Source organism: Dyadobacter sp., from assembly GCF_039919315.1.
Classification (GTDB): domain Bacteria; phylum Bacteroidota; class Bacteroidia; order Cytophagales; family Spirosomataceae; genus Dyadobacter.
In genome coordinates this window covers 1-17585 of record NZ_JBDSFX010000008.1, presented here as the reverse complement: position 1 = coordinate 17585, position 17585 = coordinate 1, and the positions used below count along the sequence as shown (strand labels likewise).

Annotated in this window: 16 protein-coding genes and 1 pseudogene; 7 read left to right on the top strand and 10 right to left on the bottom strand. The window is 44.2% G+C overall.

From position 1 onward, the window contains the following. Positions 1–147 precede the first annotated feature (147 nt). Both mnmD and ABIO93_RS02575 read right to left on the bottom strand, forming a co-directional pair. Positions 148–804, bottom strand: coding sequence for a tRNA (5-methylaminomethyl-2-thiouridine)(34)-methyltransferase MnmD (gene mnmD, locus ABIO93_RS02580; protein WP_348064098.1), 657 nt, complete (start codon positions 802–804; stop codon positions 148–150). 33 nt (positions 805–837) lie between these two features. Then, positions 838–2106, bottom strand: a complete 1269-nt coding sequence (locus tag ABIO93_RS02575) for an aspartyl protease family protein (protein ID WP_348064096.1) — start codon at positions 2104–2106, stop codon at positions 838–840. A gap of 299 nt (positions 2107–2405) precedes the next feature. Here ABIO93_RS02575 and tpiA point away from each other — a divergent pair, with 299 nt between their 5' ends. Continuing rightward, complete coding sequence (tpiA, locus tag ABIO93_RS02570; protein ID WP_348064094.1) at positions 2406–3167, top strand: triose-phosphate isomerase; 762 nt, start codon at positions 2406–2408, stop codon at positions 3165–3167. Positions 3168–3270: 103 nt separating this feature from the next. Here tpiA and ABIO93_RS02565 read toward each other — a convergent pair whose 3' ends face one another. The 4 genes from ABIO93_RS02565 to ABIO93_RS02550 form a co-directional block, all read right to left on the bottom strand. After that, positions 3271–4512 (bottom strand): OmpA family protein, encoded by a 1242-nt coding sequence (locus ABIO93_RS02565; RefSeq protein ID WP_348064092.1) that lies wholly within the window; start codon positions 4510–4512, stop codon positions 3271–3273. 87 nt (positions 4513–4599) lie between these two features. Continuing rightward, positions 4600–5373, bottom strand: coding sequence for a DUF5672 family protein (locus ABIO93_RS02560; RefSeq protein ID WP_348064090.1), 774 nt, complete (start codon positions 5371–5373; stop codon positions 4600–4602). Between the two features lie 15 nt (positions 5374–5388). Further along, positions 5389–6366: a glycosyltransferase family 2 protein gene (locus ABIO93_RS02555; RefSeq protein ID WP_348064088.1), complete on the bottom strand. Its 978-nt coding sequence runs from the start codon at positions 6364–6366 to the stop codon at positions 5389–5391. A 78-nt stretch (positions 6367–6444) separates the two neighbouring features. Continuing rightward, a complete protein-coding gene (locus ABIO93_RS02550; RefSeq protein WP_348064086.1) occupies positions 6445–7740 on the bottom strand; it encodes a hypothetical protein in 1296 nt (431 codons plus the stop codon). 96 nt (positions 7741–7836) lie between these two features. Here ABIO93_RS02550 and ABIO93_RS02545 point away from each other — a divergent pair, with 96 nt between their 5' ends. The 6 genes from ABIO93_RS02545 (at position 7837) to ABIO93_RS02520 (ending at position 14098) form a co-directional block, all read left to right on the top strand. Further along, positions 7837–8388 carry a hypothetical protein gene (locus tag ABIO93_RS02545; protein ID WP_348064084.1) on the top strand — a complete coding sequence of 184 codons (552 nt, stop codon included), beginning with the start codon at positions 7837–7839 and terminating at the stop codon, positions 8386–8388. Positions 8389–8418: 30 nt separating this feature from the next. After that, the gene (locus ABIO93_RS02540; protein WP_348064082.1) at positions 8419–9207 is read left to right on the top strand and encodes a nicotinamidase; all 789 of its coding nucleotides are present in this window, start codon (positions 8419–8421) and stop codon (positions 9205–9207) included. 115 nt (positions 9208–9322) lie between these two features. After that, positions 9323–12178 (top strand): excinuclease ABC subunit UvrA, encoded by a 2856-nt coding sequence (gene uvrA, locus ABIO93_RS02535; protein WP_348064080.1) that lies wholly within the window; start codon positions 9323–9325, stop codon positions 12176–12178. 62 nt (positions 12179–12240) lie between these two features. After that, the gene (locus ABIO93_RS02530; protein ID WP_348064078.1) at positions 12241–12669 is read left to right on the top strand and encodes an antitoxin Xre/MbcA/ParS toxin-binding domain-containing protein; all 429 of its coding nucleotides are present in this window, start codon (positions 12241–12243) and stop codon (positions 12667–12669) included. Positions 12670–12682: 13 nt separating this feature from the next. Then, positions 12683–13147 carry an RES family NAD+ phosphorylase gene (locus tag ABIO93_RS02525; protein ID WP_348064076.1) on the top strand — a complete coding sequence of 155 codons (465 nt, stop codon included), beginning with the start codon at positions 12683–12685 and terminating at the stop codon, positions 13145–13147. Between the two features lie 114 nt (positions 13148–13261). Then, positions 13262–14098, top strand: coding sequence for a fumarylacetoacetate hydrolase family protein (locus ABIO93_RS02520; RefSeq protein WP_348064074.1), 837 nt, complete (start codon positions 13262–13264; stop codon positions 14096–14098). 72 nt (positions 14099–14170) lie between these two features. On the opposite strand, the gene ABIO93_RS02515 is transcribed toward ABIO93_RS02520, so the two are convergent. The 4 genes and pseudogenes from ABIO93_RS02515 to ABIO93_RS02500 all read right to left on the bottom strand — a co-directional run. Next, positions 14171–14560, bottom strand: coding sequence for a hypothetical protein (locus tag ABIO93_RS02515; protein WP_348064072.1), 390 nt, complete (start codon positions 14558–14560; stop codon positions 14171–14173). Positions 14561–14897: 337 nt separating this feature from the next. Further along, positions 14898–16208 (bottom strand): ribosome biogenesis GTPase Der, encoded by a 1311-nt coding sequence (der, locus tag ABIO93_RS02510; protein WP_348064070.1) that lies wholly within the window; start codon positions 16206–16208, stop codon positions 14898–14900. 73 nt (positions 16209–16281) lie between these two features. After that, positions 16282–17205, bottom strand: coding sequence for a GTPase Era (gene era, locus ABIO93_RS02505; protein WP_348064099.1), 924 nt, complete (start codon positions 17203–17205; stop codon positions 16282–16284). Positions 17206–17225: 20 nt separating this feature from the next. Continuing rightward, positions 17226–17585, bottom strand: a pseudogene (locus ABIO93_RS02500) (LTA synthase family protein); the annotation flags it as partial.

Genomic DNA, 17585 nt, shown 5'->3' with positions numbered 1-17585 from the left:
TCCGGCCGCTTTTTCTATTTTTTCAATTTGAACAGGATCGTTCAGAAAGTGGTCGAGCACCGTTTGGGCTTCTTTTAATTCCTGGCTGATAATGCTTTGATAATCCATATCGTATTTTTCGAACATTCAATTTTTAAGTTTCCTAATCTAATTTCTGATGGCTTTCAGCACATGTGTTTTCCAGCCTGGCCCCCGGTGCCTTTCTACGGTGAACCCGGCGGAGCGAAGCGCACGTTTTACAATTCCTTTGGAAGAATATGTTACTAGTACGCCGCCCTGACTTGTTTGGGCCGCTATTTTAGAGAATATTTCTGCTGTCCACAGCTCAGGCTGAGCCCGTGGGTCGAATGCGTCATAGAAAATAACGTCAAAAATCTCCGTGGAGCTGAAATCTTCCAACCGTGTATCCTCTTTTTTAAGTGAAAAATTGTCAGAAATAGCATGCTGAGCTGACCACGGACTGTCATGAAGTTTCATAAAACCCGACTGGCCGGTCAAAGTTTCATAATTCAACAAAGAGGCTTCCCCCGAAGTAACGGGAAAAGCCTCTATGGAAGTGTAATATATTTGCTTACCGAGCTCGTCGGCTAGTTTCCAGGCGAGAAAAGCATTTAAACCGGTGCCAAAACCCATTTCAAAAACATGCACGGGGGCGGAGGCATTTTCCAAAATCGGCCGTAAGCCCAGATTGATATAAATATGCACCGCCTCGCCCAAAGCACCCTGCAAAGAATGGTATTGCTGTTGATATTGTGAGCTGTAAAGTGAGTGCGAGCCGTCTTGTGTTACAATAAATCGATCCAAGTAAACCGGGTGTTTAGTTCGGCTTAAAAGTACTTAAATCATTCTTCGCAGGGTAATCTGTGTAAAGAAAATATCACCCTTGCGCTTCACCAGCAGATCTACGTTTTTGCCATCTCCCCGCTGCATGAGCTTGTAAATGTCACTTACATTCAGTTCGGAGGCTGCGTGATCATCAATAAAAAGTAGCTGATCCCCTTCAAGTAGTCCAGCGTGCGAAGCGGGCGAGTCTTCCTGAATGTGATTCACGATGTAGTTATGCAGGTCGGTACCCTCGGCTCGAATTTCCATTCCGCTCATATCATGCTCGAATTTCTCTCGCAGGCGGCTTTTAACCGGTTTTAGTACCATATAACGATCCTGGTAATTCATCGTTACCTTAAATCTCCGCAAGAGTTCACAGCCGATATTGCCCTGGCGCGTAGTTCCGGCGCGTAGTTTGGAGCCAAATGCAATGCTGTCGGGAAAAGATGCTACAATGTTATCCATTTCAAACCGGCCCAGTCGTAACCTGTCGATCCTGCCCAGATTTCCATTGATGACGCCATTCAATCCGCGACCGAGCTGCGCCCTGATCACTTTTTGAGGTAACCGGAAAGATTCTTTCGGTGTGTTGTTCAAAAGCAATGCGTGACCTGCGCCGGTATCGATCAAAACACGGATTGGGTGCTCGCGACCATCGGCAAACAGCGTTACTGCGTCGGTAAACGGCTTGGTATCTTCAATGATAAGGGGATGCTTATCGCCCTTTCTGGGTTTATACTTATACCGGCTTGGCTGCATTAATACCAGTTCTTTTCTGGAAAAATCGATGGTTACCACGAAATTGTTAAAAATCTCATAGCCGAAAATCCCATGCACCGGTACGCCAACATACTCCGAGAGCCGCAGAAAATCCTCTTCCAATACAACGATATTCTGGTGGTTCGCACGAAGCCGGCCCATTGAAAAGCGGTTGTCAATAGCGACATGTGCAGATATGGATTTCCCTTCTCCCGCTCCGGTAAGACTAACCTTGCGGGTTAGCCGGAGCTTGTCGGGTTTAAGAATGTAAGGATCGGTAATAATGATCGAACTGACGCCGGTATCCAGTATAAACCGGAGCGAATCGGTATCGTTGATCTTTGCATACAGAAGAATCAGATTTGAATGCAGTTCAAAGGGAATACGTGCGGTTTTGTGATTTTTATCTAAAAAATAGCCATACTTTTCTTCTGAAACCGGGGGAACATCTTCTGTTTTCGCAAATGATATGCTGCTGGTAAAAAGTATGATTGCTAAAATTAACCACTTAGACGTTTTCATCGTGGCCTCCTTTCGTTAAATCTTTTGTTAGTAGTCTTTCTATTTAAATTACGAAACACACTGATTATAAATGGCTTAACTCTGTCTTTATTATCTTTTGTGTATACTAAGTATCAAATTCGGCCCAAACGGTTAATTGAGTAAAATTAAAGCATTTTACCTTAATTAAACACAAAAAATTCTTAATATGTCCAAACTTTCTGGCTTTTTTTATATCATTTATGTATAATAATGTAAATGATGAAATTATGGTAATTTTGTTGCGTTAAATGACGTTTTTTCACAATAAAAATTTTCTCATGCGTAAAAAAATTGTTGCCGGTAACTGGAAGATGAATAAGGTTCTGGATGAAGCAGTTGCGCTTACTTCGGAACTGGTCAATATGGCTAAAGATGAAGTCTCTAATGACGCCAAAATCATCCTTTGTCCTCCTGCCATCTACCTTACTGCCATTAAAAAATATATAGAGGACGCTCCTAATTTTTCTTTGGCTGCTCAAAATTGCTCTGATAAAGTTTCCGGTGCGTACACAGGCGAGATCTCTGCGCAAATGCTGCAGTCAATCGGTGTGGAGTACGTGTTGATCGGGCACAGCGAGCGCCGCCAATATTTCAATGAAAACAATGCATTGTTAGCTGAAAAAGTGAATACAGCACTTGCTCATGGGGTTTCACCGATCTTCTGCTGCGGCGAGTCTTTGGAACAAAGACAAAATGAAGATTACATCGGATTTGTAAAAAACCAGATCACCGAAAGTCTTTTCCATTTATCCGAAGAGCAATTGCTCTCGGTCGTGATAGCTTACGAGCCGATCTGGGCGATCGGAACCGGTTTGACGGCCTCTGCCGAGCAGGCCCAGGACATGCACGCTGCATTGCGCCAGCACATTGCTTCGAAATACGGTGCTGATGTGGCAGATGAAATTTCGATCCTGTACGGAGGAAGCGTTACGGCCGCCAGCGCACCTGAATTGTTCTCCGCACCTGATATCGACGGAGGCCTTGTAGGAGGTGCTTCGTTGAAGTCAAGAGAGTTTACGAATATTATTAAGGCTAGGTAATTAGTAAATTATCAATACCCAAATTTGTCATCCTGAGCGCAGTCGAAGGAATTTTGCAGTGTGCATGTGCACTTCGACTGCGCTCGGTGTGACAATTATATTATCAAGCTTGCGTAATTACGAACTCAACCCTACGGTTTTTCCGGTGCTCCTCGGCGGAGTTACCTTTTCCGATGGGTCGCGTGCCGCCATATCCTTTTGCTTCGATCCTGCTCGCTTCGATTCCTTTCTCAACCAGGTAGCTTTGTACGGATTCCGCTCTTTTTCTTGATAATTCCAGGTTTTTATCGAAATCGCCCACATTGTCCGTGTGCCCTTCGACGCGGATACGAATGTCAGGGTTTTCCTTCATCATGTCCAAAAGCCGGTCTAGTTCCGCATAGGACTCGGATAGGAGCGTATATTGCGAGGTTGCAAAATAGATGTTAGGTAATACGATCGTTTCGCCAACCGACAGCGGCGTCAGGTAAAAATCCTGATCGAACGCGCTTCTTCCTGCCGAATCGGCCGGTACAAGGGGGAATGTAGTTCCGTAGAATCCTTTGGCGACAATGCGGAAATCATATCTTTCCGCCGGATCAATGCCAATGCGGTAATTGCCTGACGAGGATTTGAATTGCAATGAATCTCCTTTTTCAATGTATGAGATTTGAGCAGATACTGGTTTTTTCGTTTTGGAATTATAAATCGTTCCTTTCAGCACTGCAAATCCGGCCGTTTTTACTTCCGTACTATCTGCTATTGGCTTTTCCGCCAATTTTGGTTCAGGCTTTTCAACCGGCTTCTTTACCGGCACCTTCGCTTTTACAGTAGCCTTGGCCGCATTACCCGCCTGCTTTTTAAAAGGATTTTTGATACGAACGCCGTAAAAATTCCAGGAATGATGCCCTTGTGAACTACGTCCTTCGTAGAAGTCAAATTCTTCAATACCTGGTGAAAGTCTTTCGAAGTAGGCGACGAAATCTACCGTTTCACCTTGACTAATCTCTCTTTTCGTCTCGGTAGGAATGTTTTCTGCCTTGATGAGCTTGAATTTTTTATCAATTTCACCTGGCTTGTAAAGTCTTGTCTCCGGATCAAGCCATATCTGACTTCCTACCATCTCCTGTTGTTTTTGATCAGGCCTTTGAGGAAACCTAAACATTTTTGGCAGCGCAGGATCCAATCCTTTTTCTACAAATTGCAGGTAAATGATGGTATACTTGTCCGTCAGCTCTACCTTTTTGATTTTAACATCAGGCTGAGACTGCTCCAATACTTTGGGATTATCAGTAATTTGTCCGAAGCTAGTATCCAATGCCAATACAAGGGCACATAGCAATGCCAGTAGCAACTTAAAATTCATGACCTTCAAATGTTAATTTTAGATAAATAACTGCAAGAACGCCCGAAGAATCCTGATAGTTTGTTAAAAATTGTTAAACTATCTATCTCACTGATTTACAGGGATAAATTTAGCCCAAAAACCCGGATCGTAACGCTCCCAGGCGTGGCAGGCAAAGGGTAGTTGATGGCCCGTCAGCTCGTAAGTAGCCGCGGGGCTTTTTTCGAAGGAGAAACGAAGTGCCTCCTGCCAGGCAGGAAGTTTTAAAAATAATTTCATGGGATAAAGGCGTGTCGCTTCCTGAGAAAAAAGCATGTCCTCATTGCCTTTCCAGGCCGGTCCCTTCCAGGTTGGATAAAAACGATTGAAGATTTTCAGGTACCGGGTAAAAGCCGGAATGCGGCGGAGCGACAGGCCTCCATTCAAAACAATACGCCTGCTGGACAATGCATTGGCATAAATATCCTTCGATTCGGCGCTCAGAACGTCAAATTCCGGCTGGTGCAGGGATGGTGCTCCGATGTAGTCATATCCCTTTTTACACCATTCAGGCAGCTCATCGCGAAATACAAAGGCGTCGAGCTGATAGATGAGAATGTACTCGTACGCGAGAAATGTTTTGTAAAAATCAATGGATATCAGCAGCTGGTTATAGGCATCGATACCTGCAAACTGGTTGTCTTCGAATGAAATGAATTCAATAGCAGGATAATCGGCTTTTATCTGAGCCAGATCCAGGCTGCGTGGCTTTACAATTTTTACGGGATAGCCCGACAGTACGGTCATGCACTGTTTCAACGAGAGCTGTTCGCCCGCTGTCAGACTGGACTGGTATACCGGGATTACCACGGCGACCGAGGGCTCCCATGCTGTAACTTTCACACTTAACCTGATTAATTATTCTAATAAATCTCCGATTGCCGGCAACCACCAGTCTTTGCTGCTGAATTTGTAATAACCCCTCACCAGCTGACTTACAATGGGTGTTAGCCTTTTGTAGCGGTTCTCAGGAAGTGATGCCCTTCTATAAAAATGCTTTTGGGACAAATAAAGCTTGATCAACTTTTCGCGCGGTACAAAAGGGATCGCTCTCAGCAGCAGATAAAGTTCATGCAATTTATTCGCTTTCTCTTCCAGAGGGATCAATTTTTGCTTCCGGTCGCGCATAAACCGGTCTTTCAGCTGCACCTTTTCAGTTTTGCTTCCAAAACCCACCTGCTGGCTGGAATGTATCCGATAGGAGATCAGCGGGTCAACTATAAAATCAATTTTGTTTTGAAGACTTAGAACAACCGCTATCCATGCGTCGTGGATCAGGTCGGGGACGTGAGTAGGAAAAGGCATGAGCCTGGCCAGACACGATTTTCTGATCGCCAGCGTAGCGCCCGTTACAACAAAACCATTAAAAAGGATCTCGTGCGGCTTACCGTTTTTCCAGATGTTCTGCCCTCTTTCGTCGAATTCAATTTCCTCCCAGATCGTCCGTCCGGTAGGGTTTGAATCATCATCAATCATGAGGGCATTACTGAACACTGCGTCTATTTCCGGATTGGCATTCAGATACGCAACCTGTCTCTGAACCTTGTCCCGTCTCCATTCATCGTCCTGATCGCAAAGAATAATGATATTTCCTTTGCAAAGGGACAGGCATTTTTCAAAATTCTTTGTCGACCCCAGGTTTTTTTCGTTCACGTGAATGTGAACAGGGAACTTGCTTGTCAGTGCAAAAGACTTTATGATTTCAATGGAATTATCCTTCGATTTATCGTCACATATTACCAACTCATCAACTGAAACTGTCTGATCAGCAATGCTCTTCAACTGTGCGAGTAAATACCTGGCCCCGTTGTAAGTGCACATAGCTACTGAAACCATAAATGTGTATATAGAATTAAATTAAAAATATCGCAAATTAATGGTAATGCGTTCTTTACCCAAACAGTAATACTACTTTCATTCAGATTCTCGCTTAAAATTTTTGCCAGCATTCGGAATACTGATCACATGCGCCTTAACGGCCCAATTTAGGATCTCAGAAAACTCCTCCGCGTCCTGGTAATAGATCACTGGGGTCGTATGGTCTTTCTCCCAATTATTTAATGTCGTCACAATTTGCTCATTGGACTTCACCAGCGCTTTATAGTTGTTTAAAAATACTATTCCCCAAAGTAGAACTCCCAAAAATGCCATGTATTTCAAATGCTCTTTTTTCAGGATTTTGATTTCCAAAAAGATCAACACAAGGAACACTGGAATTGTGGCCGTAAAAAACATATAGCGCGGCGCAATCCCTCCCGCTGCCTTTGACTCAAACCGTGAAATGGATATAATTATTCCGGTCAGTATCGGCATCGACAGCATGCAGTACAGTAATGGATTCCGAAAAGCGTATCCTTTCAAAAATAGCCATAACCAGCACATTAAAACAAGCAGGCCGGTACTCATGCATAAAATGATGTTAATGTTCTGACCCGCAGACGGATTAACATAAAAAAAACTTCCGAGGAACGTTAACAATAAACGTGCCATCCATTCGACATTAAAAGCGACCTCTGGCCCGGTATGAACGGACGGTGGCCGGGGTAAAAAGGTGATCAGCAAAAGGCCCAAAGCGATTGATCCCCATACTATTAACAATGACCATTTCTTTTGGACAAATAAAAGAAAAGCCCCCAGAAAAAGCGCAATGAAGCCATTTCCGAAAGATAAAACTGCAATAATAACTGCGAGTAATGCTATTAAAAATGTTACTTCATTGATTCGGTTGGCCTTATCAAGCAAAAACAGGCTGAGGAACGAGAAGAAAAAGACAGTATAATGCTGAATTCCTCCCCAATAATAAAAAGTAACCTGCCAGAAAGCCAGACTAAACAGAAAAACCGCGGCCCATAATACCGTTTCAGCGGAAAGCAGGCCCTTTTCTTTCATCGTAAACAGGAGCACCACAAAAAACCCAAGCAGAAAGACATTCTGAAAAATGACCAGATGCGTAAAATTGATCTCGTGAAATAAATAGTAGTATAATGCAGCCGTCGATTTGGAAAACAGGATCCGATGCTCATTGTGACGGCTCAGCAAAATATCCCTCCTGATACCAAATCCAAAGTTTTCGTAAAAGAAACGTCTGATGAAATTCAGGGTCGTGTCGTAGTCGTCAAACGAAGGGGCATTGAGTGCGTGATGTAGAAGTGTATATCCGAAAATTAAAAAAATGGCAATGCTCAAACTGATTGAGAGATATTTACCCATATCTGATATTTTTGTCAAAAAACTTTATGCATTTACGACTCATAAAGTTACATCCCTAATCCGGGATTCTAAATTAAAGTTACTAAATGCATATTAATGGCCTTACCAGATCAGCTCAAAAAGGCGATTATCCAAATGCCTGCCAAAGAAAAGGATAAACTGTTACTCAGGCTCATCACCAAAGATAAAACGCTGTCAGACAGGCTGCAATTCGAACTGATTGAAGATAGCGCGACCATTCCGGACCGTCGGGAGGAGATCATGGCCACCATATTGCGGACTTCAAAGTTTAATCAGAACACTCCGGGATGGATTCTGATGGACTTGCGAAATCTCAGTGGCGACATTGCCTATCATATCAAGGTTACCAAAGATAAGATTGGCGGCCTGGAACTGAACTTGTTCCTGATGAACACTTTTATGGACCAGTATCCAAACATCCTGAAAACTTATTCTTCCAGAGCGGATACCTGCGCATTATACATTGCCAAAAAAGCGCTCACGATCATTAATGGGATCAATAAGTTGGACGAAGATTACCGGGTGGATTACATCAAAGACGCGAATAGGATGTTAACATCGGTGTTCACCCTGGCCTCACGGATGTATGCACACCAGCTCGACCTTCCTCAGGAACTGGAAGAGTAAAATTTGTAAGATCCTTGTTTAATCGCTGATATGAAAAATACTGCACTACTGATCATTGACGCTCAGTTTGATTTTTGTGACCCCTCGGGAGCGCTGTTTGTACCCGGCGCAGAAAAGGATGTGGAACGCATCGCAAGACTTATTGCGCTCGAAGGAGACAAAATAGGCAGCATTTTTGTGACGCTGGACACGCATCGGGTACTTGACATTGCTCATCCATTGTTTTGGCAAGACAGAAATGGTAATACCGTTGCGCCATTTACGCTGATCACCGCTGCGGCTGTGAAGGATGGTAAATGGACTCCGAGATACCATCAGGAATATGTGCTGCATTACCTGGAAACGCTGGAAGCGGAAGGTGAGTTTAAGCATTTCATCTGGCCGGAACATTGCCTGGTAGGTTCCAGAGGCGCGGCGCTGGATGATACGATCCTGCACGCGCTCCTTGCCTGGACACATCGCACCGGCCGGGATTACCAGGCTATCGTGAAAGGAATGAATCCGCTTACTGAGCATTTTGGTGTTTTTAAAGCGCAGGTACCCGTTGCCGACGCGCCGGAAACAGCGCTTAACCATTCATTTTTGACAGAACTGGAAGCATTTGACCGGGTACTGATTGCCGGGGAGGCTCGGTCGCATTGTGTGGCAACGAGTATCAATCAGATCCTGAAATATGCTCCGGCATTGGTACCCAAAATATCAGTTCTGACTGACTGCATGTCGGATGTTACCAACTGGGGCCATCTCGCAGATCCCATTTTTGAAAATGCAGAGGCAAAGGGAATGACCTTTTTAAAAGCTTCATCGATCATTCTCTAATACGATACTGATTACATTCCCTTTTGAAAAGCCAAACTAAATGGCTGAACTTTTGGTTAATATTGAGATCGGTACATTCACAAACTTGTGCCGCATATCTATTTGATTTTCTCCTATGATGCAATTATCTGTGCCCCGGATTGAGGCTGCTCAATTCGACGATCTGGATCCGAGACAATATATTCTGATCAAAGGTGCCCGAGTAAATAATCTGAAAAATGTTGATGTGGCGATCCCACGTAACAAGCTGGTAGTCATTACTGGTCTGTCGGGCTCTGGAAAATCTTCTCTGGCATTCGATACATTGTTTGCCGAAGGCCAGCGCATGTATGTGGAAAGCCTTAGCAGCTATGCGCGCCAGTTTTTAGGAAGAATGGAAAAGCCTGAGGTAGAATATATTAAAGGCATTTCTCCCGCCATTGCTATTGAACAAAAAGTCAATACCCGTAACCCGCGGTCCACGGTGGGTACATCCACGGAGATCTACGATTACCTCAAATTGCTTTTTGCACGGATCGGCCATACTTACTCTCCTGTTTCGGGCGATCTGGTGAGGAAGGACTCGGTGACAGATGTTGTGAATTTCATGCTGGCCCACGAGGAAGGAGCCCGCGTAATGATACTGGCACCATTGCTGATCCGGGAAGGACGTTCTCAGAAAGAAGAACTGACCATTCTGCTTTCCAAAGGATACACCCGGATTGTGATGAATGATGAGGTGGCTTCCATTGAAGATGTTCTGGAAAAACCTGATCATTTTGCCCAGTCCGGCAACCAGATATTTATTCTGATAGACCGTGCAGGAATCAAGCATGATGATGAGGATACACAGTACAGGCTTTCTGACTCTGTGCAAACGGCGTTTTTTGAGGGCGAAGGCGCTTGTATCGTTCAGGTTGTGAATGGAGAAAAAAGGGTTTTCTCTGATAAATTTGAATTAGACGGAATGATATTTGAAGAGCCTACCGTCAATCTTTTCAGCTTTAACAACCCTTACGGGGCTTGTAAGAGATGCGAAGGATTTGGAAAGGTCCTTGGAATTGATCCCGATCTGGTTATTCCTGACAAAAGTCTTTCAGTATATGAAGGCGCGATCGCTCCCTGGCGCACTGAGAAAATGAGTGAATGGCTTGTGCCGCTGGTTCGCAATGGCGTCAAGTTTGACTACCCTATACACAGGCCTTACAAAGATCTTACTCCGGCGCAAAAGGAACTTCTTTGGACCGGTAATCAATATTTTCAGGGTATTAATGATTTTGTGGCTGAACTGGAATCCCAAACTCATAAAATCCAGTACCGCGTGATGCTTTCCCGGTTCAGGGGCCGTACTACCTGCCCGGATTGCCGTGGATCAAGATTGCGGAAGGATGCCTCTTTCGTTAAAGTGGGCGGTGTTTCCATTACCGATCTGGTTTTAATGCCGATCAAAGATGTTTCTGTCTTCTTTCAAAATATAGAAATCGGGGAACACGACCGCCAGATAGCCAAACGGGTATTTACAGAAATTGTTACGCGGCTTGATTACATGAACCGTGTGGGGCTTGGGTACCTGACATTGAACCGGCTCACGAGTACATTATCGGGCGGAGAATTTCAGCGTATCAAACTCGCTACTTCGCTGGGTAGCGCGCTCGTGGGTTCCATGTACATTCTGGATGAGCCTAGTATCGGGCTTCACCCGAGAGATACGCAAAGACTTGTGGGCGTTCTGAAATCGCTACGTGACCTGGGTAATACTGTCATTGTAGTGGAACATGAGGAAGAAGTCATGCATGCAGCGGATCAAATTATCGACATTGGCCCGGAAGCGGGTACTGGTGGTGGACATGTGGTTTTCCAGGGTAGCTGGGAGGATATTGAAGGGCTTCGCGATACTGATCCTGATGAAAACACTGTAAAATCACATACGCTGGATTTTCTGCTCGAAAATGACTCTATTCCTGTTCCTTCTGTTCGAAGAAAATCATTGCATCACATTGAGATTAAAGGCGCGAGGGAGAATAATTTGAAAGAGCTCGATGTCAAAATTCCATTGAACACACTCACTGTGGTTACGGGTGTTAGCGGATCAGGGAAATCTACATTGATCCGAAAGATATTGTACCCTGCATTAATGCGTTTGAAAGGCGAATTCAGCGAGGAAGTGGGACGTTTTGATGAACTGGGGGGAAGTGTGGATCGCATTGAAGCCGTTGAAATGATCGACCAAAACCCGATCGGAAAATCATCCCGCTCCAATCCGGTAACCTACATAAAAGCTTACGATTATATCAGGCAAATGATGGCTGACCTGCCATTGTCGAAAGCCAGGGGATACAAGCCTTCCCATTTTTCATTCAATGTGGATGGTGGAAGATGCGAAGTATGCCAGGGTGAGGGCCAAGTAAAAATTGAAATGCAGTTTATGGCTGACATTTACCTGACTTGCGAAGGCTGCAATGGAAAGCGATTTAAACAGGAAATTCAGGAAGTGCGCTATCAGGAAAAAGATGTTGCTGAAATTCTGGATATGACTGTGGATGAAGCCATTGATTTTTTCAGAACATCGGAGCCGAAGCTGGCGGATAAATTGATGCCATTACAAGAAGTAGGGCTGGGTTATGTGGGTCTAGGACAGTCTTCCAATACATTGTCGGGAGGTGAGGCACAGCGTGTCAAACTGGCGTCATTCCTTGGTAAAGGTTCTTCCAATAAGGGTAAGATGCTATTTATTTTTGATGAACCGACTACCGGCCTTCATTTTCATGACATCAAAAAATTGTTGAAAGCGATTAATGCATTGGTAGAGCAAGGCGACAGCGTGATCATCATTGAACACAACATGGAAATTATCAAAAGCGCCGACTGGATCATTGACCTTGGCCCTGAGGGTGGCGATGGCGGGGGATATCTCACATTTGCAGGCACACCCGAAGAAATGGCCAAATTGGAGGGAAATTATACTGCAGACTTTTTGAAAGAGAAGATATAATTGAAACTTTGAAAAAAGTCACTTATATTTGTGACATAGTTCACATTTTTAAGGGGCTTGTTATGGCTGGGTTACTTTTGTTTCAGGAAGATTTTGTTCCGTATGGCATGAAGCCAGCGTCGGACTTTAATGTGATCAAAACGTCCAGAGAAGGTGTTTTGAGATCAGTGGCTGACGATGTTTCAAATCTGGTAGGGCTGACGGATAATGAGATCGCTTATGTGCTCGGTATGACTCCGCGCAATCTGCATCGTATTCAGGCTGAAAAAAGATTAGGTACTGAGGCTTCTGAGAGGCTGCTTTTACTGCGAAACGTCCTTCTTCATGCTTTGGATACATTTGAAGGAAAAGAAAATACGGTTCGCAACTGGTTGCGAACACCCATTAATGAACTGAACGACCAATCTCCGCTGCAATTAATGGATACTATTACTGGTTTTGGCCTGGTGGATGATGTCCTGGGTCGTTTGGATTACGGTCTTCCCGCCTGACCCGGTAGTTACTATGCCGCAGGTTTACAGAATAATCAAAGAAAAATTCAGAAACGAGGCTCTTTCATCGGAAGGCAGCCGCTTGTTCGGTGCCCGATGGAACCCGAAGGGAACCGGTGTTCTGTATGCTACCTCTACGCCCGAGCTTGGGCTGGTAGAAACGCTCGCACACGCTCCTGGCATAAGGTATGAGGATTTACCTGTTTACTGGCTATCAACTATCGCCATTCCTGACGACATTCGTTATTATACCAGGCAAGAAATGCCTGACTACTGGCAGGATAAAAACTATGAGCGGACGCAGTACTGGCTCAAAGAATGGCTCATCAACCCTGACGTTCTGGCGATCGGGATTCCTTCTGTTATTGTTCCGTTTTCCCAGAATATCATTGTTCATCCCCGTCATCCGCTTTTCAGCGAAGTGTCACTCCTGGGCCAGGAAAGGATTCCCATTGACAAGCGCCTCTGGCGACAATAAATCCGCAGTATCTGTATAAATTGAAATAGTCCGAACCGGCTAACGGATCGTAATATTTTAGAGTAAAGAAAATAGGCAAAAGTCTTATTGAAACTAAACCAATATCCGCATCCAATGAAACTCTATAAAACCGAAAACGGCATTATTCTTGAAACTGAGGACGTATTCTATCGTTTACACGAGACTGATTGGGATTTGGCCGTTAACAGGGATGATCTGTATGACTGGCTGGAATTGCAAACCAAAAGTCTGATACCGCTTACTTTCACGGATGATATTCCCATGCCTGAAATTCTGGCACCTATTGGTTCTCAGGAGGTTTGGGCATCGGGAGTTACTTATTTCAGAAGCCGTACTGCTAGAATGGAGGAGTCTGAAAAAGCGGGTGGCGGCAGCTTTTACGACCGTGTTTACGAGGCGGAAAGGCCTGAGCTTTTCTTTAAATCGACAGCCTGGCGTGTGGTAGGAAACCACGGAACGGTGCGCATACGCCGCGATTCAACCTGGGACGTGCCTGAACCGGAGCTTACACTTTTTGCATCCTCGTCCGGCACTTTGGTTGGCTACACCATCGGTAATGATATGAGCTCCCGAAGCATTGAAGGTGAAAATCCATTGTACCTACCTCAGGCTAAGTCATATACTGGAAGCGCCGCTTTGGGGCCTTGCCTGTATGTGCCGCAAGATCCATTGGGTGACGATACGGTGATCGATTTAGCCATTGTCCGTGCCGGGGAAGAGGTTTTTAGTGGAGAAGTGCCTTTGTCTCAAATGAAACGCAAGCCTGACGAATTGCTTCATTTCCTATTCCGCGAATTGTCATTCCCGCAGGGTTGCTATCTCATGACCGGGACCGGCATCATTCCTCCTTCCGATTTTACTTTGCAAAAAGATGATATTGTGCACATTAGCATTGAGCCCATCGGAACATTAACCAATGTAGTAGGATAAAAAAGCGAAAAAAGCTGCAAGGTATCCCTTGCAGCTTTTTCAATATTGATAGAAGTATTGCTTACGAATTTCTCAAAACTTGGCTGAACCGACGAACGCGTAGACAACGCAACGGACAACGCTAACAAGCTTCGTCACCACCGAATCACCACTGTCTGCATCTTGTTCACTTTCAAAGAACGACGCAGGCCCTTCTTCCAGGATTCTCTCATTCAATGTAATCTTTTCAGGCATTTTGTCTGTAAAACGCGTGTTGAAGAAAATCGTTGCCGCATGCTTGGTCTCAGTAGAATACTTCACCTGTTTCGAAACCTTTGCTTTTTTAGCAATGATCTTTTCACTTGGGCATTCTTTCCCTACCTGTAGTTTTTTGTGAGCCACAAACATGTTATGGGAATAACCTGTCGCTCCTGCCTGAAGGCTGAAAAGTGTTAGTAGTATAAGTAATTTTATTGTTTTCATGGCTGTTGTTTTCAGTCGTTCAGAAAAAGATCTCCTTAGAATTCGTTGTAACTAATTGACTCTACAAATATATATGTTTTAATAGGTATCTTGCAATACATAGTACCTTGTTTTTAACATTTTTTTTGAAAAAACTTTTTTAGTACCAATTTAGCCTCATTACCCCGGAGCTGCTATTGCTTAACAGATGTAAACTTAATATAAAAGGTTGCAGCTACTTCCATAAAAAAGATGAACCGTTGGAATCTGTTGCTGAACAGTAGCTGGTTAGCGATAAAATGCAAAACGCCGGAAAAAAATTCCCCGGCGTTTTCTCTTTAATTTCAAAGTCACAAATTTATTTCTCTCTGAAGAAAATCGTGATCGGAACACCCGAAAAATCGAAATTCTCACGCATCCTGTTTTCAAGATAGCGCAGGTACGGATCCTTCACATGTTTCGGATTACTGCTGAAAAACACGAAAGTGGGTGATGGTGTCGGCAGTTGGATCATGTACTTGATATTGATGTACTTACCACGATCAGCAGGCGGAGGATATTTTTCAATCTCTTTCTGCATCACGTCATTCAGTTTCGAAGTAGAAATTTTCTTCGTTTTATTCTGATAAACTTCCATTGCCTTCTCCATTACCTGGTGAATCCGTTGTTTTTCAACCACGGAAGCGAAAATGATAGGCATGTAATTCATCGGGGCAAGTCTTTCGAGCAGGCTCTTTTTGAATGCATCGGCTGTTTTGGAGTCTTTTTCTACCAGATCCCACTTATTGACCATAATCACGATACCTTTCTTGGCTTTGTCGGCCAATCCGATAATGGTAAGATCCTGCCCTTCCAGCCCTAATGTAGCGTCCAGCAATACTATGCAAACGTCGGATTCCTCCATCGCTTTCACCGACCGCAATGTCGAATAGTATTCAATATCCTCATTCACACGCGATTTGCGGCGCAAACCGGCGGTATCTGTCAGAATAAACTCCATTCCAAACGCATTGTAATGGGTATGGATCGCGTCACGGGTTGTGCCGGCAATGTCGGTTACGATACTTCTGTCGGTACCTGTAAGCACATTCAGGAATGATGATTTTCCCACATTCGGTCGTCCCATAATCGCTATACGAGGAATACCTGCTTCGGGATCTTCAATTCCAGCTGTTTCAAAATGCTGAACAACACGGTCCAGTAAATCTCCGGTACCAAAACCCGTTTGGGATGATATTGCGAAGATCTCATCCCCTAGTCCCAATTCATAAAATTCAGCTGCTGAAAGGTATCTCTCATTGGTCTCTGCCTTATTGGCAACCAGATATACCGGTTTGTTGAACTTACGGAGCACGTTTGCAAAATCTTTGTCCAGATCCGTCAGACCTGTCATCGTATCGACCATAAAAAGCACTACTGTACTTTCCTCGATGGCCAGCTCAACCTGTTCGCGGATCGCTCCCTCAAAAATATCTTCTGAACCTACTACGTATCCTCCTGTATCAATTACTGTAAAATATTGGTCCGTCCATTCCCCGTAACCATAATGCCGGTCACGCGTTACACCGCTCTGGTTGTCCATAATTGCCTTGCGGCTTTCGGTGAGACGGTTGAATAAGGTGGATTTGCCCACATTAGGGCGACCAACTATCGATATTATATTTGCCATTATCTGTTTAACTTATTAAATATGATCCAAACGGCCCGATTGGCTGAACCGTTTTCCTTTCTTTTATTTTAATTTATTCGTCATATCCGAACTGGCGCAGCTTGTTTTCTTTGCTTCTCCAGTCTGGTTCTACTTTTACATGTTGCTCCAGAAATACTTTTTTACCAAAAAAAGCTTCCAGATCATGCCTGGCCTGAATACCGATCTTTTTAAGCATTTCCCCTTTTTCTCCGATAATAATCCCCTTCTGACTCTTGCGTTCCACCAGAATTTCGGCACGGATCACGATCATATCATCCCTTTCCTTGAAATCCGCAATGACCACTTCGGAGCTGTATGGAATCTCCTGACGGTAATTCAGAAAAATTTTCTCGCGTAATATTTCAGAAGCAAAGAAACGCTCAGGCTTGTCGGTTAGTTCATCTTCACCAAAATACGGCGGGTGAAATGGCAGCCTGGTAATGACCGCATCGAACAAAGTGGCGATATTAGCCTGGTGCAATGCAGATATTGGTATAATCGCAGCTGGCTGGATCTCATTTTCCCACTCGCTGATTTTCAGTTTTAACTGTTCTTCGTTCGATAAATCGATTTTGTTTAAAACCAGAATAATAGGTGCATCCGCCCGTTTGAGTAGTGGCAGTACCTCATGTTCCGCAGCCCTTTCCCCTACCTCTGTTACAAATAAAACCACATCAGCATCTTCTAATGACCCTTTTACAAAAGTCATCATGGAATCATGCAGCTTGTACGAGGGCTTGATCACGCCCGGGGTGTCGGAATACACCAACTGAAAAGGAATATCTTCATGCTTTCCGTTCAGTATTCCCATGATACGGTGCCTGGTCGTCTGTGCTTTGGAGGTGATGATAGACATTCGTTCGCCTACAAGCACATTCATGAGGGTGGATTTCCCTACATTCGGCTTTCCTATAATGCTGACAAAACCTGCACGATGATTCCGTAAGGGAGTATTTGATTCTGGTTTTTCTTCCATAAAATTGCTTTCTTCACTATTCATTTTTTCAGGGACTGCAATGTACTGGTGGTTGGAACGGTCAGTCGGTCATCCAGCATTCTGTTAGAATATTGCTGAATAAAAGCCTTGACCTGCAACTCCATAGGCTCCTGAACCTTAGGAATCCGACCCATCAAATTATTTTTCAAAAGCTTGTCTTCCTGATAATTATACAAACCTACGGTTTTCCGGCCATCAAATTGCAATATGTGAGGTCCGTTAAACCATTGATACACGCCGTCGTAGTTCACTGCAAAGTTCAAAGGTACCTTGCCAAATATGTTTTTGCCGTAAGCAAAATAAGGTTTATCGTAATGTAAATAGCCCAGTACCGACGGCAGAATGTCAATCTGCTGAAC

Excerpts from the sequence above, each read along its gene's own strand:
- ABIO93_RS02575 (WP_348064096.1), bottom strand. The coding sequence starts at position 2,106 with ATGAAAACGTCTAAGTGGTTAATTTTAGCAATCATACTTTTTACCAGC.
- tpiA (WP_348064094.1), top strand. The coding sequence starts at position 2,406 with ATGCGTAAAAAAATTGTTGCCGGTAACTGGAAGATGAATAAGGTTCTG.
- ABIO93_RS02565 (WP_348064092.1), bottom strand. The coding sequence starts at position 4,512 with ATGAATTTTAAGTTGCTACTGGCATTGCTATGTGCCCTTGTATTGGCA.
- ABIO93_RS02555 (WP_348064088.1), bottom strand. The coding sequence starts at position 6,366 with ATGGTTTCAGTAGCTATGTGCACTTACAACGGGGCCAGGTATTTACTC.
- ABIO93_RS02550 (WP_348064086.1), bottom strand. The coding sequence starts at position 7,740 with ATGGGTAAATATCTCTCAATCAGTTTGAGCATTGCCATTTTTTTAATT.
- ABIO93_RS02545 (WP_348064084.1), top strand. The coding sequence starts at position 7,837 with ATGGCCTTACCAGATCAGCTCAAAAAGGCGATTATCCAAATGCCTGCC.
- ABIO93_RS02540 (WP_348064082.1), top strand. The coding sequence starts at position 8,419 with ATGAAAAATACTGCACTACTGATCATTGACGCTCAGTTTGATTTTTGT.
- uvrA (WP_348064080.1), top strand. The coding sequence starts at position 9,323 with ATGATGCAATTATCTGTGCCCCGGATTGAGGCTGCTCAATTCGACGAT.
- ABIO93_RS02530 (WP_348064078.1), top strand. The coding sequence starts at position 12,241 with ATGGCTGGGTTACTTTTGTTTCAGGAAGATTTTGTTCCGTATGGCATG.
- ABIO93_RS02525 (WP_348064076.1), top strand. The coding sequence starts at position 12,683 with ATGCCGCAGGTTTACAGAATAATCAAAGAAAAATTCAGAAACGAGGCT.
- ABIO93_RS02520 (WP_348064074.1), top strand. The coding sequence starts at position 13,262 with ATGAAACTCTATAAAACCGAAAACGGCATTATTCTTGAAACTGAGGAC.
- ABIO93_RS02515 (WP_348064072.1), bottom strand. The coding sequence starts at position 14,560 with ATGAAAACAATAAAATTACTTATACTACTAACACTTTTCAGCCTTCAG.
- der (WP_348064070.1), bottom strand. The coding sequence starts at position 16,208 with ATGGCAAATATAATATCGATAGTTGGTCGCCCTAATGTGGGCAAATCC.
- era (WP_348064099.1), bottom strand. The coding sequence starts at position 17,205 with ATGGAAGAAAAACCAGAATCAAATACTCCCTTACGGAATCATCGTGCA.